This is a genomic window from Xenorhabdus innexi (assembly GCF_002632485.1).
GTDB classification, from domain to species: domain Bacteria; phylum Pseudomonadota; class Gammaproteobacteria; order Enterobacterales; family Enterobacteriaceae; genus Xenorhabdus; species Xenorhabdus innexi.
The window spans coordinates 38,109-64,404 of sequence record NZ_NIBU01000011.1 but is presented as its reverse complement, the minus strand read 5'-3'; the positions used below and the strand labels follow the sequence as shown (position 1 = coordinate 64,404).

Here is a 26,296-nt window from a genome sequence, read left to right as displayed (position 1 = left end):
TCAATACACACTGCGGGGTTAAACAGGCCGGATACTTTCTTCATCTACTTCAGCATCAAATAACTGCTGAAGTGTTTGAATCGTTTTATCCGAAATAATGGATTGGCGTGCTTGTGCCAATTTTTCTTCATAAATGGCTTTTCGCCATTCCAGCGGTGTTTTTACTGCTGGATTATCATCTTCAATAATACTGAGTTCAATAGGTTTTCCATGCAATTCACTCAATGCTTCGGATAAAGATCTCTGTGCCGATGCCGAATTAAGATGACGTTGCTTGGAACGCAAATGAAGACAGAACTGATTTTCATTAACCTGTTCTTTAAATGCATTCAGGGCTACCTGCTGAACCAGTTTAGGAATATTTAAATTATCAATTTCAGCAGCCCACTGATCTCTTTGTCTGGATTCAATAGCCAGCTTTTTCACCAACTCTGGTGTTTTTTCATACTCAAGGGCTGATTTGATTGATTTTGGTGTTGTAACAACTGGCTTTTCCTGAGCATTTTTAGCCCGCCACCGATAAGCCTCCTGTTTTACAGGCTTGGCTTCACGTACCTTGGGAACAAAAGACTGAGGCCGCTGTTCAGCCACCGCAACCAATCGCTCCAGTGCCGAACTTACCGGCTTCGCCTTAACAGACGCTGCCGGTTCAGCCTTTTTTGGAGGGGCGCTTCCTTTTGAGGAAGTACCTTCCTGCCGCGTGAGCAGATTTTTTGCCTGTAATAATTTTGCTGTCGGGCTGTCCGCTGCTGATTCTGTTCTCGTCGTTGAGGCTATTCTCTGCCTCTGTTCTGAGGGTTGCTTATCCGCAATACCAGAATATGCCGGGCTAACAGAACCAAAATTATCAGGTACTGACTGCTGCTGTGTAGGCATGGGTGCTATACCCGGTGCTGCCAGTGCCTCTGCGTTATTGGATACGGGTTTTTCTTCAATTATCGCTTTCGGATGAAATGCCAGAGCACGTAATAGTGCCATTTCAACCCCCATCCGACGCTCTGGGGCATATGGGAGATCTTTACGACCAGTTAACAACGCCTGATAATAAAGTTGTAAATCGCTGGGTGGCATTGATCTCGCCAGCAACCGCAAGCGCCCTTCTGTGGAAGAAGGCTCAATCTCCGGTTGCTGAGGCAATAACTGAATCATCGCAACGCGATGCAGCAAGGATAACATTTCGACCAGTAGGTTTTCCCAGTCCATACCACGGGCAGCAACCTGCTCCACCAAAGCCAGAAGTTTCTGTCCATCCGCTCGAACCAGCGCTTCAACCATTTCTAAAGGCTGCTCATCATCCAGCGTTCCCAACATCTGGCTGACGATATCCGCCGTCAGATTTCCACCGCCAAGAGCAATGGCCTGATCCGCCAGACTCAGAGCATCACGCATACTGCCATCTGCCGCACGGGCCAGTAACTGACGGGCACGGGCTTCACTCTCTATTTGTTCTGCATTAAGCACATGCTCCAACTGACCAGCGATTTGGCTGACATCCAGTGCTTTCAGATGAAATTGCAGACAACGTGAAAGAATAGTTACCGGTAATTTCTGCGGATCGGTTGTCGCCAACAGAAATTTCACATGCTCCGGCGGTTCTTCTAATGTCTTGAGTAGGGCATTAAAACTATGGCGGGACAGCATGTGAACTTCGTCAATAAGGTAGACTTTGAAACGCCCTCTGGCGGGTGCATACTGCACGTTATCCAAGAGTTCGCGGGTATCTTCTACTTTTGTTCGTGATGCAGCATCGATTTCAATCAGATCGACAAATCGCCCCTGTTCAATTTCGAGACAATTAACACACTGCCCACAGGGGGTTTTTGTGATACCTGTTTCACAGTTCAGCCCCTTGGCGAACAGGCGGGCAATAGTGGTCTTTCCGACACCACGAGTACCGGAGAAAAGATAAGCATGATGGAGGCGCTGGTGTTCAAGACCATTAGCCAAAGCAGTCAGCACATGTTGCTGACCAATCACATCAGAAAATATTTGTGGGCGCCACTTACGGGCAAGTACCTGATAGCTCATGAATACCGGGGAAATTGAACACGACTGCCTATCATGCTAGCACAGCCTCACCATAGACGGCGAGGCTGATGTATCAATTATGCAAAAATCAGAACAATCAAGACCAAAACAGGAGCACTTAGTGGCCGGGAAATTCTACAAGGACGTAGCTATCAATACCCTGATTTTTCAGGCGTTCTATGCCTCCTAAATCAGGCAGGCAGATAATAAAGGCCGCTTCAGAAACTTCACCACCAAGACGGCGGATTAAGCTCACGGTAGCTTCAATCGTCCCCCCGGTTGCAAGCAGATCGTCAACAACGAGGACTTTATCTCCGGCTTTGATGCTATCTTTATGAATTTCTAATGTATCAGTACCGTATTCCAGATCATAAGTTTCACTTAACGTCTCTCTGGGTAACTTGCCTTTTTTACGGACAGGAACAAAACCTACCCCCAGACGCAGTGCCACTGGTGCCCCGAACAAGAAACCACGCGCTTCAGTACCGACAATTTTGGTAATACCTTTTTCCTGAAAATGAGCTACCAATAAATCGATTGTCGCCTGATATGCAACAGGATTATCCAATAACGTGGTAATATCACGGAACAATATGCCAGCTTTCGGATAATCAGGTATTGTTTCGATACTATCTTTAATAAATTGCAGTTTTTGTGCGTTAGCGGTCATAATCATGCCAGCCAGTTAAAAAATGAAAACGCTAAAATCTATGCAAACTACCGGGAAAAAGCAACAACAAAGCAAGTTCTTGCTGAATTTTTGTTGATATTTATCAAGCTAATCCCTGCGCATCGTTAAGTACAGTGCTGATCAGGAGAATAGCATTCAACCAGAAGATTATCGATCTATAACGGGATACTGATGGGTATACAAAATTTATTAGATGTGCTTGAAAAACAAATCAGTATGCTGGCAGCAGAATTATCCTCCCTGCCTGATATACCCTTTTCAATTGCCCGTTTTGATCAGGCGTTATTCCACTACCACAGTAATAAACTTAGTGGATATATGCAGGAAATTAATCAGAATATGGCGCAATTGAAAAACTGTGTCCGGGATAATCGTGCTGTACAGGTGAAGTTTCTTTCTGAGCGTTTAGTCATGCAGATCGAAGCATTAAAGCGGGAATTTTCCACGCAGGCTCTCCGCAAACAGGAAGATAAATTCGGACGTCAGTCACAGGAGCGGGATCTTTACCAGCGTCTGGCTGAGCATCAGGATTATGAACGCCGCTTAATAGCAATGATTGATGATCGAGAATTACAGCTGAACCAGAACACGGGATTAGCCGATAAATTTAAACTGCAAAAAGAGATCGCGGCTCTGGCAGGCAGGCTTGCCCGTTGTCGTCAGGCATTAATCCGTATAGAAAGAACGATAGAAAAGCAGGAAAACTCTGATTAATGATTGAGGAATACCCTATTATGTCACTCGAAAATGCACCACCTGAAATCAAACTTGCTGTTGATCTTATTTACCTGCTCGAATGTAATGATATTTCCCCTGAAACTGCTTTAGCGGCACTAGATATCGTCAGGCAGGATTTGCAGAGCAAATTCAAACAACTGTCTCAGCAATCTGAGGAACATTCCTGACGGTACAATCCAAGAATGTTCCCCTTCATACTGTTAATGAGTTTTCTATAAGTACTGAGCCTCTCAAAGCAATTCTTTAAGGTAAGAACGGCTTATCATCAGGCTTCGGAGGTTCACCAGTATGACGCTGAGCACCACTTATCGATCGTTGAACCTCTTGCAGGCTATTGCCCTGCCCGTTATGCAAATAAACTTCCAGTTGATTGAACGCAATATTAATACCATTTTCCCGGCATAATTTATCTATACTGCGGTTTACCTCATCGACTGTACGGCTGCGGTCGCCCAGTTCCCTCACATAAAGTCTCAACTCATGATCCAGTGTACTGGCACCGAAATTCATAAAATAAACCTGAGGTTCCGGTTCACTCATTACGCGGTGATTACTTTTTGCCGCCTGCAACATGACATCTTTCACCTTATCAAGATCGGAACCATATGCGACACCGACTTTAATGATAATACGAGTGATCGTGTCAGAAAGTGTCCAGTTAATCAGGCGTTCTGTCACAAAAGCCCGGTTAGGAATAATGACCTCTTTGCGATCAAAATCAGTGATTGTTGTAGCACGAATACGGATTTTACTGACTGAGCCGGAATAAGTTCCTATTGTTACGGTATCCCCGATACGAACAGGACGTTCAAATAAAATAATTAAGCCCGAAACAAAGTTGGCAAAAATTTCCTGTAAACCAAATCCCAATCCGACAGAAAGTGCGGCTGCCAGCCATTGTAATTTATTCCACGAAACTCCCAAGGTAGCCAGCGCACTAATTCCGCCGACACCGATAATTAAATAAGTCAGCGTTGTCTTAATGGCATAAGAAGAACCCTGCTGTAGCTGCAAGCGTGATAACACTAAAACTTCCAGTAAACCCGGCAGATTTCGCATCATAACCCATGAAATAACCAGCATGGCGACTGAAAGTGCCAAATCTTTCAGGGTAACGTGTTGCAAAATATTTCCCTGATCTGTTGTCGTGCTGTATTGCCACAGGTTAATTCCATCAAGGTAAGAGAAAACCGTCACCAAATCAGACCAAATCCAGTAAAACGCCATAAAAAAGATCAAAAACAACACCATGGTCGTTAGACGTAACGATTGCTGATTAATCAGTTCCAAAGCCATCGGAGGTTCTTCGACAACTTCACCTTCTGCGCCTTCTTTTGCCTGTGCCTGACGGCGGGAAATTGCCCGTCGATATGCAATTCGGCGGGCAGCAAGACTTAATCCCCGCAGGCAGGATTGATAGCAAATATGCCAGAGCAGCAGCAGATAAACACTGTAAAGCCAGCGTTCAGACAAACGTAATGCGGTGTAGAAATAACCTGATACCATCAGCACTATCAGAATCAGTGGTGCGAAAGTCAGCATTGTCACCACGATAGTCCGGATCATGTGCGAGCTTTTTTCATGCCATACCTGACGACAGAACGGAAAAATAAAAATAAAAACGAAAAACAGACAAACCAATACCGTACACTGACCAATCACATCATCAGACAAACGAAGGGGATGTTTAACACCCAGCGTTATCCAGAATAAAATCGGTAACAAAGCGACTGATAATCTCATCAGATTCTTGCGAAATAGGGAACAGGCTTCTCTATCTAATGAAAAATGCTGTTCTCCAATCCCGCCTTTGTCCAGAATCTGGTAACAGAAACCGTAAACAACCCAGAATAAAGCCAGCTGACCGGAGAAATCCCATATCATGCCTCCCAATTCATCATCTGACTTCGAGTACCAATAACCTATTGCCAGAATGATAAATGCCAGTGGCAGCGTTTTTATCAGCGTCAGAATCAGAGCCAGTGGAGTATGTAATTGGCTATCTCTGCGCAGCAGCCCTATTTCAGCCGAAATTTTCTTCAAATGCGCATTAATACTTTTTGTCTGCCAACGCAAAAATAGCCCAACAAGTAAAAAAGGAATGACAAAATGAATCGAGTTCTGTAACCCGGAGATAATTCCTCTGACAGAAAAATGCACATTAAAATGTGTCAGCTCTTCATGGATTAAAATAGGCAATGATTTCAGCCAGACCCAATTCATCGGCTTATTACTGTTAACCCAGAAAATCTGTTGGACAAGCGTCTGTTCCAGCGATTTTGTCACATCCAACAGTTCCTGTTGATCCATCTGTAAATTGATAGCTTGTGTAATTTGCTGTCCCAACTGATTATTCAGCTGATTCAATAGCTCCCGACGAATTTCCAGTAATTGTTCTATTGTATTACGGATTTCTCCGACGACTTCCTGAGATTCATTCTTTACATCACTGGCATGTTGATTCAGGAGCTGATTAATATAATCATCAACTAAATAAAGCCGGTCACGCTGTTGGGCAATTTCAAACTGTTCCAGCCGTAAGTCAGCAATTTTCGTTGGTAAATCCTTTGTCAGGACAGCTTGGGGAACCTGTAACTGTTCCTGAAACAAAATACGCGATAACAATAGGCTGCCACGTAACACCTTAATCTGTTCTTTTAAATCACGCTCTGACTGGATAGCCCTGTCCAGAAAATTCTTCACCTGAATTTTTTTCTGCACCAGCTGATTATTATCCCGGGTTGCCGCTACCAGACGCTCACTGAATTCACGATTCACCATAATTTCTTCCCGCACCAACGGATTGGATTGAATATGGGGACTGGTATCATCTGAATTCTGAGCTTCTTTGGCGGTTTCTTCCGAATCAATTAAGTGCTTTCCATTGACCATATCCTGAATAAATTGAACATGGCGTTCTAATTGTTCAATTTGAAAGGAAGTATAATCGCGCTGTAGCTGTAGGAGGGTTTGAAGCTTTGTATTTGAGCGCAGAGCCGATTTTTGATATTCCTTTTGCTGGTTCAGGAACGCTTGTTCTGTCTGTAATAATTCAATCTCAGTATGGCGAACGTCTGATTGTTCCGTGATTGCATTATTGAGCAGATTACGAAGTTGCTGTAGCCTTTGAACATTATTAAACAGCAGGTTTTGTGCCCGCTCCGGCTGTGTTTGCAACCCAATCAATTCGCTATTGTAGTTAGCGAGGTTGTCCTGCTCTTTTTGTAATCTATTGAGCGTACTGCTCTGTTTAGACTCAAGTTGCTTCAGCGACATAGTCGCCAGATTTTGCTTATATTCATTCTCATTTTGTTGAGAATGACTTTTCAGGTTGGCTAATTCAGCTGTGATTTGTTGTAACTTCTGAGGTAATTGCTGTAATTTTTTTTCCAGTTGCTCAGAATCCTGCTGAATCTTTTCGATCTTATCCAAAAAAGAAAGTGCTTTTTCCAAATCAGCAATTGAGGCTTTTTCTTCAAAAGTATGTTCTTTACGCTCCGTTAACACTTTAAGCTGATTCTGGATATCATCACGTGTCGGAACATCATTACTGAATGCAGCCGAAACCGGATGAAGAAAAAACAGCAGAAAAAAAAATAAGCTAACCAGCCCCGGCAAACGAAAGGGCAATATATCGGGCCTTTTATTCCGTAACAGGTATCCTTTGTTGAGTAAGACACTCAAACTGCGGCTAAATAGAACCATGAATTAATCTACTCATCGTGTACAGATAATGGAATGATAGCACTGAAGTACAGGCAATTCTGCTCGTTAAGAAAGAACCATTACCGTAGTGTATGTCACTCAACTGCCTTTTTATTGGTTGCGGTTATGCTTTTCAGTGCGGTGCAAGTGACGGCTATATTTTAAGGTGTCAATGAAGCCATCCACCAGAGACTCAGACTGTTCCTGAATATTAAAACTCTCTGGTGCAAATAACCAATTTTCAAGTAATCCGGTCATTAATGCTCTTAACATGATGGCTGAACGTGTTACGTCAAGTTCATAAGGTAATTCTCCCGACTGAATACACATAACCAACATGTCTTCTATTTTTTGATAATCAGAAATACATACTTCTCTGATCTGCTCAGCTAATAAAGACATTTCTCCAACAAACTCACATTTATGGAAAAAAATTTCCATTAATAAGCGATTTTGAGAATCACTGGTCATAATTTTTAGCAGAAAAATCAACATAGATCTCAATACAAGGAGTGGATTATTGGGATATTTTGCCTGATACTCTTTCTCTAACGCGTCTATTTTGTTTATAGGCATTGTGCTCACAGCAGCAAAAAGCAAATCAGTTTTGTTTTTAAAATGCCAGTAAATTGCGCCTCGCGTTACACCCGCTGCAACCGCGATCTCAGACAGGGAAGTTGTAGAAACACCACGATCAGAAAAAACCTTTATCGCGGCGTCAATAATATGTTGGCGGGTTTCGTTAGCTTGCTGTTTAGTTTTTCGTGCCATTTTCATGCCATAAACTTTGTTTTTGACTCAAGGCTGATTTACATACATTCATGTATGTTTGTACTATAGCACTGCTCATTAATGAAGTAATAATTTCACTCGTTGACACTCATAAAACACGAGAGTTTACATTGAAAAATTGAGGTTTACTTATGCTAAAAAACAGAGGGGTTTTGCCTCTGGCCACATTACTGGTACTTTCAGGCAGCTTCATTCTCTCAGGATGTAACGATAATCAAAATACTCAGCAAGGGGCTGTTGGCGGGCATGCTCCTGAAGTCGGTATCGTGACGCTCAAAGCTGAACCTCTGACAGTAATCACTGAATTACCCGGCAGAACTTCAGCTTACCGCGTTGCCGAAGTCCGGCCTCAGGTCGGTGGTATCATTCTGAAGCGTAACTATAAAGAAGGAACTGATATTACTGCCGGAGAATCGCTGTACCAAATTGATCCGGCAAGCTATCAGGCAGATTACAACAAAGCCAAAGCAAATCTGTCCAGAGCTACAGCAAACGAAAACGTAGCTCGTTTAACCGTTGAACGTTATAAACCATTGCTGGGCACACAATATGTCAGTAAGCAGGAGTTCGATAAAGCTAATTCTGATTACGAGCAGGCTATCGCAGATGTCCAGTCAGCTAAAGCTATGCTGGAAAGTGCGCGCATCAATTTAGCCTATACCAAAGTCACCGCTCCTATCTCCGGGCGTATAGGTAAATCAACGGTTTCCGAAGGTGCTTTGGTTTCGGTCGGTCAGTCAAGCGCTCTGACAACCGTGCAGCAACTGGACCCCATTTATGTTGATATTACCCAATCAAGTGATGAGTATCTGCGACTTAAAAATGAAATCGCAAAAGGTACACTTCAGCGGGAAAACGGCAAACCCAGAATTCATTTAGTCACTGAGGCAGGAAAAGAATACAAGCTGACGGGTCACCTTGAGTTTTCTGACATTGCCGTTGATGAAACCACTGGCTCCATCACAATGCGCGCTGTTTTCTCGAATCCGAATGAAGAACTGCTTCCCGGCATGTTTGTCCGTACCAAGTTAGAGGAAGGTGTTCGCCATAACGCGATTCTGGTACCTCAACAAGCCGTTTCCAGAACACCTCGCGGGCAGGCAACAACACTGATTGTCGATAAGGATAACAAAGTCGAATTACGGGATATCAAAGCCACACAGGCAATCGGTAATAAGTGGCTCGTCACTGAGGGATTAAAGGCCGGGGATAAGGTTATTGTCACAGGGCTGTTTAAAGCCGCGCCGGGAGCAGTTGTTCAGCCAACAGAAGTTGATCTCGATGCAAAACCTGAAACAAATAAAACTGAATCAGCCAAAAAATCTCAATAAAGGAGTTGGGGATTCATGCCTAAGTTTTTTATAGAACGACCGATCTTTGCATGGGTAATTGCGATTATCACCATGCTTTCTGGTCTGTTGGCGATAATGAAATTACCTGTGGAGCAATACCCTGCGATTGCTCCGCCATCAATTGTCATTTCAGCAAGTTATCCGGGAGCTGACGCAATAACGTTACAGAATACGGTCACTCAGGTTATTGAGCAGAATATGAATGGCATCGATGGCTTGGTGTACATGTCTTCCAGCAGCGACTCCGCAGGTCAGACCAACATCACGCTGACCTTTGAAGCCGATACCGATGCTGATACTGCTCAGGTTCAGGTACAAAACAAACTGCAGCTGGCAATGCCTTTGTTACCTCAGGAAGTCCAACAACAGGGTGTCAGTGTTGAAAAAACAACGTCCTCATTTTTGATGGTAGCCGGGTTCATTTCTGAGAATAATACAATGTCTCAGGAGGATATTTCCGACTATGTTGCAGCCAATATCAAAGATTCCCTGAGCCGTGTGGGCGGAGTGGGTGAAGCAATGTTGCTTGGTACTGAGTATGCCATGCGCATCTGGCTCGATCCTGATAAGCTGATCAACTATAAAATGACCGTGCAGGATGTTATCAAAAGCATCAGGGAGCAAAACAATCAGGTTGCAGCCGGTCAGTTGGGGGCAACTCCTTCTGTTCCCGGCCAGCGTTTGAACGTATCCATCATTGCTCAGACACGACTGAGTTCTGCTAAAGAATTCAGTCAAATTCTGCTACGCGTCAACCCTGATGGTTCAAAAATAACGTTGAGCGACGTTGCTGATGTTGAACTAGGTGCCCAACACTATGGTTTTCTTTCCCGATTTAATGGAAAACCAGCCTCCGGTATAGGTATCAAATTAGCAACAGGTGCTAACGCACTGGATACATCTAAAGCCGTCAAGGAAGCCCTGACAGAGATGCAGCCCTACTTCCCGAATGGTTTAAATGTTGTTTATCCTTATGACACCACCCCTTTCGTTAAAATTTCTATTTTCGAAGTAGTGAAAACACTGATAGAAGCCATTCTATTGGTATTCGTTGTCATGTATTTGTTCCTGCAAAACTTCCGAGCTACGCTAATCCCAACCATTGCGGTTCCTGTCGTCTTGCTGGGTACATTTGCTGTACTGGCTGCATTTGGTTATTCCATCAATACATTAACTATGTTTGCCATGGTATTAGCCATCGGTCTGCTGGTTGATGACGCAATCGTCGTTGTAGAGAACGTTGAGCGTGTCATGCAGGAAGAAGGGCTTTCACCAAAAGAAGCTACAAAAAAATCGATGGGACAAATTCAAAGTGCACTGGTCGGTATCGCGCTGGTGCTCTCCGCAGTATTTGTTCCAATGGCATTCTTTGGTGGCGCAACCGGTGCAATCTACCGCCAGTTCTCAATCACTATCGTCTCTGCAATGATCCTGTCTGTATTTGTTGCCCTAATCCTGACGCCTGCGCTTTGTGCAACGATGCTTAAACCCATCGCCAAAGGCAGCCACGGCTCTCAGACAGGTTTCTTTGGCTGGTTTAACCGTTTATTCGAAAAAAGCACTCATCATTATACTGACAGTGTCGGGCGTATGCTGAGAGGAACAAGGCGTTACCTGCTGATTTATGTCGTCATCATTGCGGGAACCGCTTTGTTATTTACTCGTATCCCAGCCTCTTTCCTTCCAGAAGAAGATCAGGGTGTACTGCTGGCAATGGTTCAATTACCTCCCGGCTCGACTCAGGAGCAGACACAGAAGGTACTGAATGAAATTAATGATTACTTCCATGCCAATGAAAAAGATGTTGTTCAGTCGGTATTTACCTTAAACGGTTTTGGTTTTGCCGGTCAGGGGCAAAATATGGGATTGGCATTTGTCAGCTTAAAAGACTGGAGTGAGCGTAAAGACAGTAAAGACAAAGTTCCGGCCATTGTGCAACGGGCTAATATTCGTTTTTCGCAAATTAAAGAAGGGCTTGTATTTGCATTCAACATCCCATCTATTGTGGAATTAGGATCTGCCAGTGGTTTTGACTTCCAGTTAATTGATAAAGGCAACCTTGGGCATGAAGCGCTGACAAATGCCCGTAATCAATTACTGGGTATGGCTGCTCAACATTCAGATCTTCTGACAAGCGTTCGTCCTAATGGTCAGAATGATACACCTCAATACCGTTTCTATATTGATCAGGAAAAAGCAGAGGCACAAGGTGTTGCCATCAACGATATTAACACCACACTAAGCACAATGTTTGGTGGTACTTATGTGAATGATTTCGTTGATCGTGGCCGGATTAAAAAGGTCTATATTCAGGCTGCTGCACCTTACCGTATGCTGCCGAAAGATATTGCTAAATTATATATCCGCAACCTTTATGGCGAAATGGTGCCATTCTCTGCATTTATGGATACCACCAAAGAACCATGGATTTACGGACCTCCACGACTAGAACGCTATAATGGATTGCCATCAATGGAAATTGTTGGTGAAGCTGTCCTTGGCAAAAGTACCGGTGAAGCAATGGCTCTGATGGAGAAGCTCGCATCGCAATTACCGGCTGGTATTGGCTATGACTGGACGGGGATGTCTTATCAGGAACGGCTTTCAGGTAATCAGGCTCCGGCTCTATATGCTCTGTCACTAATTGTCGTATTCCTGTGTCTGGCAGCCCTGTATGAAAGCTGGTCCATACCATTCTCCGTGATGTTGGTTGTTCCGTTGGGTGTTATTGGTGCATTACTGGCAACTTCTATTCGTGGTATGGATAATGACGTCTACTTTAAAGTCGGGTTGCTGACAACAATTGGCCTGTCTGCAAAGAATGCCATCCTTATCGTTGAATTCGCCAAGGATTTAATGGAAAAAGAAGGCAAAGGACTCATAGAATCAACGATGGAAGCTGTCAGAATGCGCTTACGCCCCATTCTGATGACATCTCTGGCGTTTATGTTAGGTGTCATGCCTCTGGTACTGAGCAACGGTGCAGGCTCTGGTGCTCAAAATGCCGTAGGAACCGGCGTACTCGGAGGAATGATTGCAGCAACATCTCTGGCAATTTACTTTGTCCCTGTATTCTTTGTCGTTATTAAACGCCGTTTTAGCAAAAAAAATGAAGGTATTGAACACATTTCATCTCCTCATTAAATCCCGTAAATAACTTAAAAGGCCACTCCGGTGGCCTTTTATTTAGTAAAATAGCATGAGATGCAAATCCTTTTTCTCTGATATTTCAACAACAGACAAACACTTTTACAGTAATCAAAATAAATATTTATAAAAAACACCTTACATTTAAAAGTGATACCTTTACGTTTTTTATAATAAATGGAAGATAAGTCGGTAACTTGGTATCTTTTTCTTCTGATTAGCTGTTTAATAGTAAAAAGTGTTCCCTCACACGGATGACATATGCAATAATACCATCATATTAATTTTGAATGCCGCAATACAGTCATACCTAGGCTCATACTCAAACGCCAAACTCAGGTTGCAAGCATAAAGCCGGACCATAAACACTAAGATAGATAGCTGTGCAAGACGCAAAGTGAGTGCGTACAGCGAACAGCACAGTCAGCAAAACAGTAGCAATTTGAAAGATGGTGGGTATATAATGGTTTGCGTACCTATTGCTATAACATCCACTATATTAGTATAATTCAATTTATCCAATGGCACGTACGTTTATATCCATTTTTTAGCTGACAGCTTGCCTTTAGCCGAAACCAGACGTAAATTGGCAATCGTTTAAAATGGAACTGGTGGCGAACATAAAAATAGAGTTTTATTATTAATAAATAATAATCATGTTTTGATAGGCTTAATTTTAAAAGAACGACTATAATAATTGATATGTATAAGCCTTAGTTAAAATAAGCCGTGCGTCGTTTACGGGAGGGTGTTTATGGATGAATATTCACCAAGAAGACATGATATTGCTGAATTAAAGTACTTATGTGAAAATTTAATTCATGAAGCATTTTCAGTGTTGAATCGCACTGATAATCATTGGATCAATGATCTGACTTCCGAAAAAAACTTAAGACTAAACGAATTGATTGAGCACATTACGGCGTTTGTTTGGAGTTTTAAAATTAAATATACTGATAACTACAATCTCAGTACCTTAATTGATAAATATCTGGATGAAACATATAATTTGTTTGGAAGCGATAAGATAAGCTTTGTTGAACTAACAAACTGGCAAAGAACAAACGAACACTTAACTAGTATTTTGCTACATGATTTGAACGCTTCTTTAAGCAAAATCTGATAAATATATTCTTAACCATTTTTATACCAAATAAGATAAGGCGACTATGACTAAAACTGACTATCTGATGCGTTTGAGAAAATGCACTTCTATTGAAACGCTGGAACGTGTGATTGAAAAAAACAAATATGAGCTTTCGGACGATGAACTGGAATTGTTCTATTCCGCAGCTGATCACCGCCTGGCTGAACTGACCATGAATAAACTCTACGACAAAATCCCATCATCTGTCTGGAAATTTGTTCGATAATAAGTTGTCGTGATCAGATAGGAAGTAGTGAAGGCCGGTAACTATTATCGGCTCCCCATCATCTTGGTTACTACCTGATTAAATTGAACATGGGTTCAAAATAGCAGGCTGAAATGGGTGAGGGCTCTACCAGCAACATCCCAGCACACACATCCCTTGCTATGGCTGCTTCTTTCCAGATCTGACCAAGTTAACAAGTTAGCATTGCGGGAGCACCAATAGAGCCCTCATTGACGTTTGCTTTAAACTTCAAAGCGGCGCTTATTATCTTTCATACTATTAAAAATAGCAAGCCACCTCAGTTTAAGTGCCTATTTATTGCCCACAGCACATATCTACCACAATTCACTTAGTTGACTGAATCTCATTATCATCATATTAATTTCGAATTCGGCATAAAAACCAAATCAGCTGTGTATCTTTTAAGGATTATACTCAATGAATTCCAGGATGCATCGCTGTCGCAAGTCAGCTCCCCTGATAGCATAGATAACCCCATGTTGATAAACAGTAATCAGAGTAAGTGCAACCACCAAAGAGATAGCCCGAAAGTCGGAGAGTATATTGCATGAGAATTATAATCATGCTCTTAATTAAAATAACAAATAAAATAGTTTAATAAGATTGCTCACTAACAAATTTTTATTTAAATAGATTTAATCAACACTATATTAAAAAAATGATATTTTAAGAATTACACTTGAAAATTTATTGCTTAGATAGATCAAAACAATCATTAAACTAAATAACCAACCAATAAAAATGACTAATACGACTATAAGTGTAACAATCAGCAATTAAACTCAGTAACATAAATTATCAATTTAAAATCATGTATATCAATGGGTTTCAAGTATTTTCACGTGATCAAGCGATGGAAAGTTCGTCAGAATAAGCCAGAAGTAGGCCTCCTTGTAAGAGGCCGCCAGAAAAGGAAACGTAATAAACAACACATCAATTGTAGGCACTTTCTCCATGTGCAGTAATATCTAATCCCTCTCTTTCTGACTCAATACTGATACGTAAGCCAACTGCCTTATCAGCAATCTTGAATGAAAGATAAGCCACTACAGCTGACCAGAGAACACACACCAATATGCTAATGACCTGCACACCAAACTGCTTGAGCATAGTCATACCTTCCGCAAATCCTGTCCCGCCCAAAGCAGAAGCAGTAAAAATACTCGTTAATAAACAACCAACAATTCCACATACACCATGTATACCAAAAACATCGCAAACATCATCGACACGTAGCCAGCGTTTTAATACAACCACTCCCCATAAGCCGGTGATACCGGCAATTATGCCAATCGTCAACGATCCCCCAATACCGACAGTTGCAGCGGCTGGAGTTATGGCAACAAGCCCGGCAATACAGCCAGAACAAGCACCTAACAGAGAAGGTTTATTGCGGAATATCCATTCTGAGAAAACCCATGACAGCACTGCCCCCGCCGTTGCCACCATTGTGTTCACAAGTGCCAATGCTGCTATAGCACTGACCGCTCCAGCCGAACCCACATTGAATCCAAACCAGCCAATATAAAGGATCGCAGTGCCAATAAAAGTCATAGGAAGATTATGTGGTTTAAAAGGTTCCTTACCAAATCCTGAGCGCGTCCCTAGTAAGTAAGCACCAACTAAACCTGCAACAGCCGCATTAATATGCACAACTGTTCCACCAGCAAAATCCAGTGCTCCATCCTGAGCCAACCAGCCTCCACCCCATACCATATGGGTCATAGGAATATAAGCAGCAGTAAACCACAATACAATAAAAATCAGTAACGCTGAAAAACGGACTCTTTCACACAAGGCTCCAACAATCAAAGCCACAGTAATACACCCAAATGCTCCCTGAAAAACGACATAAATTAATTGATAAAAACTCCCATTTAAATCAGTAATGGATATATTTTTCAGCATAACTTGCTTAAACCCACCGAAAAAAGCATTACCCACTTCAAAAGCCAGGCTATAACCATAAAGAATCCAAAGCACCCAAACCAGTGAAAAACTGACAATCACTTGTGACATCAATGACAAAACATTCTTACGGCGCAACAGGCCGCCATAAAATAGAGCAATGCCGGGTATAGTCATAAAAATCACAAGGATTGTATTTATCAGCATAAATACAGTATCCGCTTTATCGACTGAATTTCCCGCAGCAAAAGCACAGGAAGGAATGACAGCCACTATGCTGGCCATAATTAATTGTTGCTTTCTCATTTTTCTCCTCCATTCACAGTGCCGAATCATTAATTTCACCTGTCCTGATCCTGACAGCATGCTGTAATTCAAAAACAAAGATCTTGCCATCACCCATTTTTCCAGTGAAAGCTGCCTGTTTGATAGCATGAATAATTTCTTCTACTCGCTCATCATCAGTGGCAATATCAAGTTTTACTTTTGGCAGAAAATTAACACTGTATTCCGCTCCCCGATAAAGCTCTGAATGACCTTTTTGACGGCCAAAACCCTTTACTTCAGTCACAGTCATGCCCTGTATACCTATATCTGACAGGGCTTCCCGTACCTCTTCTAATTTAAAGGGCTTAATGATAGTCGTGATCAATTTCATATTTCCCCCGCTTTTTATCTGTGTTTATCAAACAATATTTACATGAATGTCTTACAGGAGATATTTGCAAAGGGAGTGCCAAAAATTAAAAAATAATTTTAATCAAAAGGTTATGAATGATATGTCTTAAAATAAAATGTAGGAGAGGGAGTAGCCTGCTCAGCCACTCCCTATATGCACACTAAATGTGCAGAGGTTCATTTAAGGTTTCGCCTACCTGCTGAAGCTGGTACATCTGGTAATAGCGACCACGCCTTTCCAATAGCTGTTGATGCTGGCCTTGCTCTACAATTGCACCACGATGCAGCACGAATATGGAATCAGCCTCCACAATTGTCGAAAGACGATGCGCGATAACCACCAAGGTTGTCTGTTTGCGGATCATCCGCAATGCTTGCTGAACGGATTGCTCTGTTCCTGAATCAATATTTGCTGTCGCTTCATCCAGAATCAGAATTTGTGGTGTTTGCACCAAAACCCGCGCCATTGCCAAAAGCTGTTTTTGTCCAGCAGAAAGTGTATTTCCCTGTTCTCCCAGCCTTGAATTAATACCTTCAGGTAATTTGCGCACAAATCCAGCCAATTGCACAACTTCCAATACCTGCCAGACTTTTTCCTCACTAATATCTCGACCTAACGTGATATTATCAAGAAATGAAGTAGCCAGAATAACAGGGTCCTGTTGAACCATAGCTACACTATTACGTAAAGCGGTATGAGAAAGAGAAGATACCGACCTTCCGTCAAGGTAAATCTCGCCACTTTGCCATGAGTAATAGCCCATCAGCAAATTAGCTAGTGTACTTTTGCCACTTCCTGTATGCCCAACCAAGGCAATAAAACCCCGTGATGGTACATGCAGGTTGATATTATCTAATACAATTTTATCATTACGATAAGAAAAGCTTAAATTTTCAACATCAATGCTGCCACTCGCTAAAAATTGTTTATCAATACCATACTGCTGTCGAGGGCTATCCATTAATTCAAAAACGCGTTCACCTGAAACCACGGCCTGTTGTAATAATGACTGTTGTGCTGTTAGTTCAATGAGTGGCTCATTCAAACGTCCAAGATAACTGATAAATGCATACAATACCCCGACTCCGATAAAATCTGTTCCCTGAAAGCCAAAAAGTAGCAATAAACCGCATAATACCGCTGCAGAAAACAGGCTTAATAAAGGCCTTAATAAAACACCATCTAAACGCAATGCCTGCATTCGGGCCTGATAATGGGCTCGATTGGTCGCAAACAGTTTCTCACCAAAGCGCGCTTGCTGACGAAATTGCTGAATGACAGTCATCCCATTAATGGCTTCATTAAAAACATTATTGATGTCTGCAAGGTATCCTCTTACCCGCCGAATAATGGGCGTACTGAAACGCTGATAAAGTATCATTACAAGAAAAACAGCAGGAAAAATAGTCAGCGCAACACACGCCATACGCCAATCCAAAAAGAACATTGCAATTAGCATGGCGCCTATCAGTGCAACACTACGAAAAACCGTAGGTATGACATTTACAAACAGATCTTTGATAACTTCCGTATCATTTGTCACACGGGAGATTAACTGCCCGACTGGCTGGTTATCGAAGGTACTTAACGGCTGACGCAAAGCTGAATCCATAACATCTGTTCTAATCTGCTGTACAACCCCCACAGATGCCTGATTAAACAGTAGAGCCTGAAAATAATGCAATGCAGCGGCCACCAACTGTAATATCAAAAATACAGCCGCAAGACCACTGACAAGATCAAGTGGAAGATGACCGGTTGATACCATATTATCGATAAAATAACTGATAAGCATCGGGCCGCTGACTTCTGCCAGGGCAGCAACCCATAACATCAGTGCAGCCAAAGCAATGGGCTTACGATGATTTTTACTGTAAGACAGCAACCGCTTTAACGATGGCCAAAGTTTGCGCGTATTAGGCTTTTCCATACCAGTGTTACTCATATTCACCATCCAATGCCGCTTCAAGCTGTTGGTATTGGTACATTTCTGAATACCAACCAGATTGTGCAATGAGCTGTTTATGCTGCCCTTGTTGAGAAATCATACCATTTTGCATAACCAGCACATTATCGGCTTCTACTAAAGCGGAAAGTCGATGTGCGCTGATAATAACAGTACGTTGCTGCCTCCATTGGCTGAGATTTTTCATGATCTGGTGCTCAGTCTGACCATCTACAGCAGAAAGTGCATCATCCAGAATCAAAATTTCAGCATCTAATAGCAGTGCTCTTGCGATAGAGATACGTTGTTTTTGCCCGCCGGAAAGCATAACTCCCCGCTCTCCGACTTCTGTTTGATAACCTTGTGGTAACCGCAGAATATCATCATGGACACTCGCCAAACGGGCAACTTCTTCAATTTGTTCTTGAGTTGCGTTTGGGCGCCCTAAAGCAATATTTCCTGCAACCGTATCTGAAAACAGAAAAGGAGTCTGATTCACAACTGCCAGCCGTGAGCGCCATTCATTCATCCTTAATGTAGAAACATTTTTGGATTGAAACAGAATTTCACCATCAGTAATATCAAACTGACGTTGCAGTAAAGCAAGCAATGTACTTTTTCCTGAACCAGTCGGCCCACAAATTCCCAATAACTGCCCCGGCAATAACTGAAAACGGATACCCTGTAAAACAGGCTCACTATAGCCGGGATAAATAAAGGTTTTGATATCAGCAACTAATGTGCCACGTTCCGCAGATAAAGAGTGTGAACCATCCTCGATCACCAGAGGTTCCTGTAACAGACTGAGAATACGCGTATATGCTGCACTGCCACGCTCAACAATATTGAACATCCATGCCAGCGCTAACATAGGCCAAATCATCAGCCCTAAGTACATGACAAAACTGGTTAGTTCTCCCAGAGTCAGGGAACCGTTTACGACCATCCAGCTTCCGCCTCCAACAGCCAATAAGTTCGAAAACCCGATGGCAATGAAGATGGTAGGATCAAAACGAGCATCTACTCGTGCAACACGCATATTTTTGCGTCCGGCCTCAGTGGCAACTTCTTCAAACTGACTGGATTGCAGGTCTTCCAACCCAAAGGCTTTGATCATGCGAATACTGGTCAGACTTTCCTGAGCATGGTTATTAAGCGCAGAAAAAGCACCTTGCGCTGATTTAAAACGGTGATGAAGTTGTTGACCATATCGTTTAATCACTAACGCCATAATAGGCATAGGTAACAATGATAATAGTGTCAATTGCCAGCTAATCTCCACGCTCATCACAATAAGCACGGCGCATCCCATGACTAGTGCATCAACGAAAGTAAGTACTCCCTCACCAGCTGCAAAAACAACTCTATCAACATCATTTGTTGCACGGGCTATTAAATCTCCCGTTCTGTGGCGTAAATAAAATTCAGGATCCTGACGGCTCAATCTCTGATAGAAATCACTACGCAACTTGACAGCCAAACGATAGGAAGCACCAAATAACCATACCCGCCAAACATATCGCAAACCATATATCGCTATCGCGATAATGAGCATGATACCTATCCACATCAATAACTGATTGGATGACATTGTCTTGGTGCTGATGCCGTCAACAATAATCCCAACCAGACGTGGAGGAATTAATTGCAATATCGCAACCATCACAAGAAAAATAATGGCTCCTGAATAGCGGCGCCATTCGCTAAGAAAATACCAACGTAATTGAGAAAATAATCTCACAACTTATTCCCGAGGTAAAAAATGAAAGGATCAGCGCCCACCTCACCAAAGATATTTGAATAATTGTCTAATCTGGTATAGGTAACGCCGTTGTATATTTTATTTTTTCCATTGCAAAGTTTGAAGTTACATCTATCAAGCCGGGTATCCCATTAACCATTCGTTTGTAGAACCGATCATAACTTTTCATATCAACAACTTCTACATGCATTAAATAATCATATTCTCCAGCCATACGATAGAATGTTAAAACCTCCGGCATTTCTTTCACGAAAGCAACAAACTGCTCATACCACTCGCTACTGTGTTGCTGGGTTTTTATCATTACAATTACAGTCAGCCCTAACCCGAGCATCTCTCCATTAAGCAGGGCGACTTTCCCAACAATATATCCTTCATCTTCAAGCCGTTTAAGACGTTTCCAGCAAGGAGTAGAAGTCAAATTGACGGCTTCTGCCAACGTATTCAAGGACAGACTACAGTCCTGTTGGAGCAGCTTTAATAGCTTGCGGTCTGTTTTATCTAACATACCTATATCCTGTAGAAAATTTTCCTAAAAATAAACAACAGCTTCAGAAAGATAACAACCTATTTCTCCAAATGTAAGAGTATTCTATACATTGAAAATATATTTTACCCAGGGTCAATTTATGTCATCTTTATGGGCTGCCAATGCCATAAAATCTATTCAAGCTGATTATCAACGTAGTGCTGATACCCATTTGATTAAACTCAATCTACCTATGTTTCCGGGGATTGATCTGTATCTTAAAGATGAAAGCACTCATCCCACCGGTAGCCTTAAACACCGATTGGCTCGTTCACTTTTCCTCTATGCACTCAGTAATGGCTGGATAGATGAAGGAACCCCCATTATTGAAGCTTCATCCGGTAGCACCGCTGTTTCTGAAGCTTACTTTGCCCGTTTACTTGGCCTGCCTTTTATTGCAGTAATGCCTACCTGCACAGCTAAACGCAAAATTCAGGAAATAGAATTTTACGGTGGAAAATGTCACTTTGTAGAGCATTCAGCCCTGATTTATGAAGAGTCAGAGCGTCTGGCAAAAGAATTGAACGGCCATTATATGGATCAATTTACTTATGCTGAACGGGCAACTGACTGGCGAGGTAACAATAACATTGCTGAAAGCATTTTCCGCCAAATGGAATTAGAGCCATTTCCTGAACCAACTTATATCGTTATGGGGGCAGGCACTGGCGGAACTTCCGCAACATTAGGCCGTTATATGCGCTATCAGGGATACGCTACCAAACTTATTGTTGTTGACCCTGAAAACTCCGTTTTCTACGATTGCTATCAGCAGAACTGTCGGCAAATCCGTAGCAATACCAGCAGCAAAATCGAAGGTATCGGGCGCCCTCGTGCTGAACCTTCTTTCATACCCGATGTAATCAATGGCATGATTCAGGTTCCTGATTGCGCCTCTATTGCCGCTATCTACTGGCTAGAAAATATCATCGGCAGAAAAACAGGCGCCTCAACAGGAACCAATGTCTGGGGAGCTTTGCAGTTAGCCAAACAAATGCACGATAATAACCAGAAGGGTTCAATCGTGACCTTGTTATGTGACAGCGGAGAGCGCTACCTTGATACTTATTACAACCCAGAATGGGTAAAAAATAATATCGGTGACTTCACGCTATATCTTACACAGCTATCCAAATTAAATAGTTATAAGTAACATACCTCCTTCAATTTAAAAAGGTAGGTATCATGAAACGAGCCGTTGTTGTATTCAGTGGTGGGCAAGATTCCACCACTTGCTTAATTCAGGCACTTCGCCAATATGATGAAGTTCACTGCGTCACTTTTGATTATGGTCAACGCCACCGTGCTGAGATTGATGTTGCCAGCCGTATCAGTAAAGAACTTGGTGCAGCTGCCCATAAGGTACTTGATGTTACTTTATTGAATGAGCTTGCGGTCAGCAGCCTGACAAGAGATAACATTCCTGTACCCGATTTTAGTGAAAGCGAAAAAAATGGCCTACCAAATACGTTTGTTCCTGGCCGTAATATTCTGTTCTTAACTCTGGCTGCAATCTATGCATATCAGGTTGAAGCTGAAGCCGTTATTACCGGCGTTTGTGAAACCGATTTCTCCGGTTATCCTGATTGCCGTGACGAATTCGTAAAATCCCTGAACAATGCTGTTTGTCTCGGTATCGCACGAGATATCCGCTTTGAAACTCCTTTAATGTGGCTCAACAAAGCGGAAACCTGGGCGTTAGCGGATTATTACCAAAAACTGGACTTTGTTCGCACCCAGACTCTCACTTGCTATAACGGTATTCAGGGCGATGGCTGTGGTGAGTGCGCAGCCTGCCATCTTCGCGCTAACGGATTAGATCTTTATTTAAATAATGCCGAGTCGACAATGGCAGAAATGAAATCCAAAACGAAACTGAACTAATAAAAATAACTCAGTCCATCAGTGAGGGATACCAAATATCTCTCACTTCACTATTTCATTTTTGAACTCACTTAACCTTTCTCGTAATTCACCTTCAAGAACTAACGTTTGTTGCGTTTTTAAATCAACGCAAACAAATGTAATCAAAGCATCAGCGATAATCCGATTATCCCCTTTACGTATAATTTCCTGAAAAAAAGAACCACTCTTGTTACGTAATTCCTGCAAGGATGATTTCACTTCCAGTTCATCTCCCAGCACTGCTGGATGACGATAGTTAATATTAATATTGGCTACAATAAAAGCAATTTTATTATTATTTAACCATAGCAACGTATCACTTTCAGAAAGCAAATCCCAACGGGCTGCCTCCATAAACTCTAAATAACGCCCATTATTTACATGTTGAAAAACATCAATATGATAACCTCTGACTTTTATAATCGTACTCATCACTCTTTTTCCTTACACTCATCTGACCATAAATTCGATTAACAATAGCAAAACATTTTAATTACAATAATGTTTAATCAGTGATTCTTGATCAATATCACAGCCCTCTTGATAAAATACTCAACCCGTTCATCAAGAAGGCTTTTAATCAGTAAGTTAATTTATCCCGATTTTTTTCTATAAAAGCAGGGCCGATACCCTGTACTTCCTGTAGCTGTTCAACTGCTGTAAATGGGCCGTATTTTTCACGATACTCAATAATTGCCTGTGCCTTTTTGATGCCAACTCCATTAAGCTCTTTAGCCAATTGTTCAGTACTCGCTGTATTGATATTTAATTTTTCTGGAAACGCTTTTTCTTCCCTATCCTTTAATTCACTTTTTTCAGCCGTTACCTTCTGAGAATCCGTTGGTTGTGCCTGTACCGCTTTATTATTAACGGATTCTCCTGCTGCAATAGCAAGAGACAATGGCATACTGATACCCAAAATAAAAATAAATGAATTAAATAGTCCCTTTAGATACTTCATAAAAAATTCCTCCATGTTTTGTTGACGGATTAAAGAGTGCCATAACAAAATTTCAACACAACAGAGAAGATTCAGATATGCGAAAGGCCACGAAAGTGGCCTTTTTCAATTACTGTTTTGCAAGAGAAAATGCGAATAGCATCGCAATTTATTCAATTTGCCCTAATTTAATCTCAGCGTTATCACGCAGATTACTGATCAGAGATTCAAACATAGTATTACTAATCATATACTGTTCTCTCATCATTTCCTGCTTAATCTGCTCTTCTGAAATAGAGCCGGGAATGACTTTATCTAATTGAATAAGGACAGCATTGCCAATTCCATCATGAGCTAATCCGTATACAGGCTTACCATCTTTAGGGTGAGGCAGGGTAAATACCACATCTGTAACCGGACTGGTTTTACGTGTCATTACAGTTGGTTCACCAAACTGAATTCCTGCCGTTTTCAGAGCCTGTTCGCCTTTACCTTCTTTTAAGGCCGCCAATAGCTTTTCACCATCAACCTGTAACTGTTTTTCAGCTTTCTGGCGCTTCACCAGCTCAGTTACCTCAGTTTTAGCTTCTTCAAATGGCAAAATAGACTCAGGCTTAACATCATCAACACGAATAATAAAGGCTCTGTCGCCATCAACAGATATCACGTCAGAATTGGTTCCAGAAGGCGTTTTATCATCAACCAAATTGCCAAAGAAAATAGCCTGAACTACTTCGCTGAAATTAATCTCTGCCGGAACATGGTCTCTATCAAACCAGTCTGTTGTGACAGCTTTATAACCTGCCGCCTGCTCTGCCGCAGTTAAAGATTCATTATCATTGGAAGCAGCTTCGCTGACTTTTCTCTGTAATGCATAAAACGCGTCAATCGCTTTTTCCTGCTTGACCGTTTTCTCTATGGCTGAACGCTCTTCAGCAAGTGGTTTCACTACCTGAGGCTTAATATCATCCAAACGGAAGACTGCATAACCATTGGATAATTTTATGACACCAGAAAGTTGCCCTTTCTCTGTTAAATGAGCCGATTTTATTTCGTCAGGTAAGGAACTCTCTTCCATCCAGCCAAGAGCCCCACCTTGTTGTGCAGAATATTTATCTGTCGATTTCTCTCCTGCCAATTTGCTGAAATCAGCCCCTTTTTTCAGCTCATCAAGAACGGATTTTGCTTCAGCTTCAGATGCTAGCTGGATAAGACTGTATTTCTTCCTTTCTGACTGAGTATATTTTGACAGGTTATTTTTATAGTATTTTTCAATATCAGCATCAGTCACGGTAACATTCTTCAGTTCATCCGCCGCATCCATCTTGATATAGCTGACTTTGACTTTCTCAGGAACAGTGAAATGCTTGCTGTTCATATTGTAGTAATTTTTCAGTTCTTGCTCTGTCACAGACTGCTGTGCTTCGATTGATTTCAGTTCAAGAGTTGCCAGACGTGCTGTTCTTTCCTGTAGTGATAACTCTGCAAGTTGCTTGATTTCTGTTGGTAAGGCAATTTCCGTATTCATTAATATTGCGCGCAACTGTCGGGTAATCAGATCCTGTCGGATCTGTTCGGCATAGTTATCCGGATTAATGCCGGCATTAGTTAGTACTTGCAGATACTTTGCGTTATCAAATTTACCATCATCGATCTGGAAGTAAGGCTGTTTACGGATTTCTTCCTTAACCTGCTCATCGCTCGCTGATAATCCCAGCTTATTTGCGTATTGTTCAAGCAAAACGGTATTGATAATGCTGTCCAATGACTGGTGCTTCAAAGCTCTCACTTCCTGCTCATTGCTTAGCAGGGCTGAGAATTGATCCCCCAGTCTTTCTTGTAGTGACATTTTGTCTTGTTGAAATACCTGCTCTAACTGAGCACGGCTAATGGTTTGACCATTCACTTTGGCAGCATAATTACCGCCTTCACTTGACAGGTAGCCTGTTAAACCCGTCACCAAAAAGGTCAGGATAATTAGAGCCAACACGATTTTAAGCACTGGGCCATTTGCCGCTGTGCGTAGGTTGTCCATCATAAAGACGTAAAACTCCGCTTTAGTGAAAAAGAAACCACCATCTTACGCTAATTCGAACGCTAAGAGAAAAAAAGCGCATCAATCAAGTGACGCGCTTATATTTTAACCTATCGATTCCAGCCAGTCAGTTTAACCTGCCCACTGTACACTCAGACGGCAGCTTAATTAGACGGCATTGTTAAAACCCATAGGGTATAGCTGTAATAGTAAATAGGGTGGCTATTTAACAATTACCCGTTAACCGCATCTTTTAAGCCTTTTCCGGCACGGAAAGCAGGTACTTTTGCTGCTGCGATTTTGATTTCTTTACCTGTCTGAGGGTTACGCCCTGTACGAGCGGCTCGCTCACGCACAGTAAATGTTCCAAACCCTACCAAAACGACATCATCACCGACTTTCAATGATCCAGAAACTGAAGAAATGAATGCATCTACTACACGCCCGGCAGCTGCTTTAGAAATATTCACATCAGCAGCAATTTTGTCGATCAGTTGTGATTTATTCACGCTTATCATCCCCATTTAGTTTTATACCCTTTAGCTTCCAAGTTTCTTCTTTGTTGGAACTTAAAAACTATCAGGTACACTATCGTAACAAAGACCTATTTATAGCGGTTAATACGACAGCCTCGCTGTTATATCAACCAATTCCAGTATTAGCAAGAAATCATAGAACAGCAAAATATTTAATCAGAACTTTAGATTAAGCTAACTTAATAAGACAAAAAAAGGCTGGCAAGCCCG

At 42.0% G+C, this 26,296-nt stretch carries 21 protein-coding genes and 1 other RNA gene; 8 read left to right on the top strand and 14 right to left on the bottom strand.

The features are described from left to right. Window positions 1-18: 18 nt before the first annotated feature. Window positions 19-2,028 carry a DNA polymerase III subunit gamma/tau gene (gene dnaX / locus Xinn_RS06745; protein WP_086955422.1) on the bottom strand — a complete coding sequence of 670 codons (2,010 nt, stop codon included), beginning with the start codon at window positions 2,026-2,028 and terminating at the stop codon, window positions 19-21. 118 nt (window positions 2,029-2,146) lie between these two features. Continuing rightward, entirely contained in the window at window positions 2,147-2,698 is a 552-nt protein-coding gene (apt, locus tag Xinn_RS06740) for an adenine phosphoribosyltransferase (RefSeq protein ID WP_086955421.1), read from the bottom strand. A 192-nt stretch (window positions 2,699-2,890) separates the two neighbouring features. Here apt and priC point away from each other — a divergent pair, with 192 nt between their 5' ends. After that, window positions 2,891-3,433, top strand: a complete 543-nt coding sequence (gene priC, locus Xinn_RS06735; protein ID WP_086955420.1) for a primosomal replication protein PriC — start codon at window positions 2,891-2,893, stop codon at window positions 3,431-3,433. Window positions 3,434-3,453: 20 nt separating this feature from the next. Beyond that, complete coding sequence (rsmS, locus tag Xinn_RS06730; protein WP_086956579.1) at window positions 3,454-3,624, top strand: pleiotropic regulatory protein RsmS; 171 nt, start codon at window positions 3,454-3,456, stop codon at window positions 3,622-3,624. Between the two features lie 76 nt (window positions 3,625-3,700). Here rsmS and mscK read toward each other — a convergent pair whose 3' ends face one another. Next, window positions 3,701-7,162, bottom strand: a complete 3,462-nt coding sequence (gene mscK, locus Xinn_RS06725) for a mechanosensitive channel MscK (RefSeq protein ID WP_086955419.1) — start codon at window positions 7,160-7,162, stop codon at window positions 3,701-3,703. Between the two features lie 111 nt (window positions 7,163-7,273). Next, entirely contained in the window at window positions 7,274-7,933 is a 660-nt protein-coding gene (gene acrR / locus Xinn_RS06720) for a multidrug efflux transporter transcriptional repressor AcrR (RefSeq protein WP_099137621.1), read from the bottom strand. Between the two features lie 152 nt (window positions 7,934-8,085). Between acrR and Xinn_RS06715 the strand changes: the two genes are divergently transcribed. The 4 genes from Xinn_RS06715 to Xinn_RS06700 all read left to right on the top strand — a co-directional run bounded on the left by Xinn_RS06715 (window position 8,086) and on the right by Xinn_RS06700 (window position 13,826). Further along, on the top strand, window positions 8,086-9,285 hold the full coding sequence (locus Xinn_RS06715; protein WP_086955418.1) for an efflux RND transporter periplasmic adaptor subunit: 1,200 nt from the start codon (window positions 8,086-8,088) through the stop codon (window positions 9,283-9,285). 15 nt (window positions 9,286-9,300) lie between these two features. Beyond that, complete coding sequence (locus Xinn_RS06710; RefSeq protein WP_086955417.1) at window positions 9,301-12,450, top strand: efflux RND transporter permease subunit; 3,150 nt, start codon at window positions 9,301-9,303, stop codon at window positions 12,448-12,450. Between the two features lie 757 nt (window positions 12,451-13,207). After that, window positions 13,208-13,576 (top strand): Hha toxicity modulator TomB, encoded by a 369-nt coding sequence (tomB, locus tag Xinn_RS06705; protein WP_099111573.1) that lies wholly within the window; start codon window positions 13,208-13,210, stop codon window positions 13,574-13,576. A 46-nt stretch (window positions 13,577-13,622) separates the two neighbouring features. Then, a complete protein-coding gene (locus Xinn_RS06700; RefSeq protein WP_010845060.1) occupies window positions 13,623-13,826 on the top strand; it encodes an HHA domain-containing protein in 204 nt (67 codons plus the stop codon). A gap of 124 nt (window positions 13,827-13,950) precedes the next feature. On the opposite strand, the gene ffs is transcribed toward Xinn_RS06700, so the two are convergent. The 6 genes from ffs to Xinn_RS06670 all read right to left on the bottom strand — a co-directional run bounded on the left by ffs (window position 13,951) and on the right by Xinn_RS06670 (window position 20,649). After that, window positions 13,951-14,047: signal recognition particle sRNA small type (gene ffs, locus Xinn_RS06695), an RNA gene on the bottom strand. A 733-nt stretch (window positions 14,048-14,780) separates the two neighbouring features. Further along, complete coding sequence (gene amtB / locus Xinn_RS06690; protein ID WP_086955416.1) at window positions 14,781-16,061, bottom strand: ammonium transporter AmtB; 1,281 nt, start codon at window positions 16,059-16,061, stop codon at window positions 14,781-14,783. Between the two features lie 13 nt (window positions 16,062-16,074). Further along, window positions 16,075-16,413: a P-II family nitrogen regulator gene (gene glnK / locus Xinn_RS06685; protein WP_086955415.1), complete on the bottom strand. Its 339-nt coding sequence runs from the start codon at window positions 16,411-16,413 to the stop codon at window positions 16,075-16,077. A gap of 181 nt (window positions 16,414-16,594) precedes the next feature. After that, window positions 16,595-18,388, bottom strand: coding sequence for a SmdB family multidrug efflux ABC transporter permease/ATP-binding protein (locus Xinn_RS06680; protein WP_086955414.1), 1,794 nt, complete (start codon window positions 18,386-18,388; stop codon window positions 16,595-16,597). Further along, complete coding sequence (locus Xinn_RS06675) at window positions 18,372-20,120, bottom strand: SmdA family multidrug ABC transporter permease/ATP-binding protein (protein WP_086955413.1); 1,749 nt, start codon at window positions 20,118-20,120, stop codon at window positions 18,372-18,374. The genes Xinn_RS06680 and Xinn_RS06675 overlap by 17 nt, the downstream gene beginning before the upstream one ends. Window positions 20,121-20,187: 67 nt before the next feature. Next, a complete protein-coding gene (locus Xinn_RS06670; protein WP_086955412.1) occupies window positions 20,188-20,649 on the bottom strand; it encodes an Lrp/AsnC family transcriptional regulator in 462 nt (153 codons plus the stop codon). A gap of 121 nt (window positions 20,650-20,770) precedes the next feature. Between Xinn_RS06670 and Xinn_RS06665 the strand changes: the two genes are divergently transcribed. Both Xinn_RS06665 and queC read left to right on the top strand, forming a co-directional pair. Then, window positions 20,771-21,823, top strand: a complete 1,053-nt coding sequence (locus Xinn_RS06665) for a PLP-dependent cysteine synthase family protein (protein WP_086955411.1) — start codon at window positions 20,771-20,773, stop codon at window positions 21,821-21,823. A 32-nt stretch (window positions 21,824-21,855) separates the two neighbouring features. Beyond that, window positions 21,856-22,554, top strand: coding sequence for a 7-cyano-7-deazaguanine synthase QueC (gene queC, locus Xinn_RS06660; protein ID WP_086955410.1), 699 nt, complete (start codon window positions 21,856-21,858; stop codon window positions 22,552-22,554). A 42-nt stretch (window positions 22,555-22,596) separates the two neighbouring features. Here queC and Xinn_RS06655 read toward each other — a convergent pair whose 3' ends face one another. From Xinn_RS06655 to hupB, 4 genes are all read right to left on the bottom strand, one after another. After that, window positions 22,597-23,007: an acyl-CoA thioesterase gene (locus Xinn_RS06655; RefSeq protein WP_086955409.1), complete on the bottom strand. Its 411-nt coding sequence runs from the start codon at window positions 23,005-23,007 to the stop codon at window positions 22,597-22,599. 148 nt (window positions 23,008-23,155) lie between these two features. Continuing rightward, window positions 23,156-23,536, bottom strand: a complete 381-nt coding sequence (locus tag Xinn_RS06650) for a ComEA family DNA-binding protein (protein WP_086955408.1) — start codon at window positions 23,534-23,536, stop codon at window positions 23,156-23,158. Between the two features lie 148 nt (window positions 23,537-23,684). Next, window positions 23,685-25,553, bottom strand: coding sequence for a peptidylprolyl isomerase (ppiD, locus tag Xinn_RS06645; protein ID WP_086955407.1), 1,869 nt, complete (start codon window positions 25,551-25,553; stop codon window positions 23,685-23,687). Window positions 25,554-25,783: 230 nt separating this feature from the next. Beyond that, window positions 25,784-26,059 (bottom strand): nucleoid-associated protein HU-beta, encoded by a 276-nt coding sequence (hupB, locus tag Xinn_RS06640; protein WP_186435659.1) that lies wholly within the window; start codon window positions 26,057-26,059, stop codon window positions 25,784-25,786. Window positions 26,060-26,296: the final 237 nt, after the last annotated feature.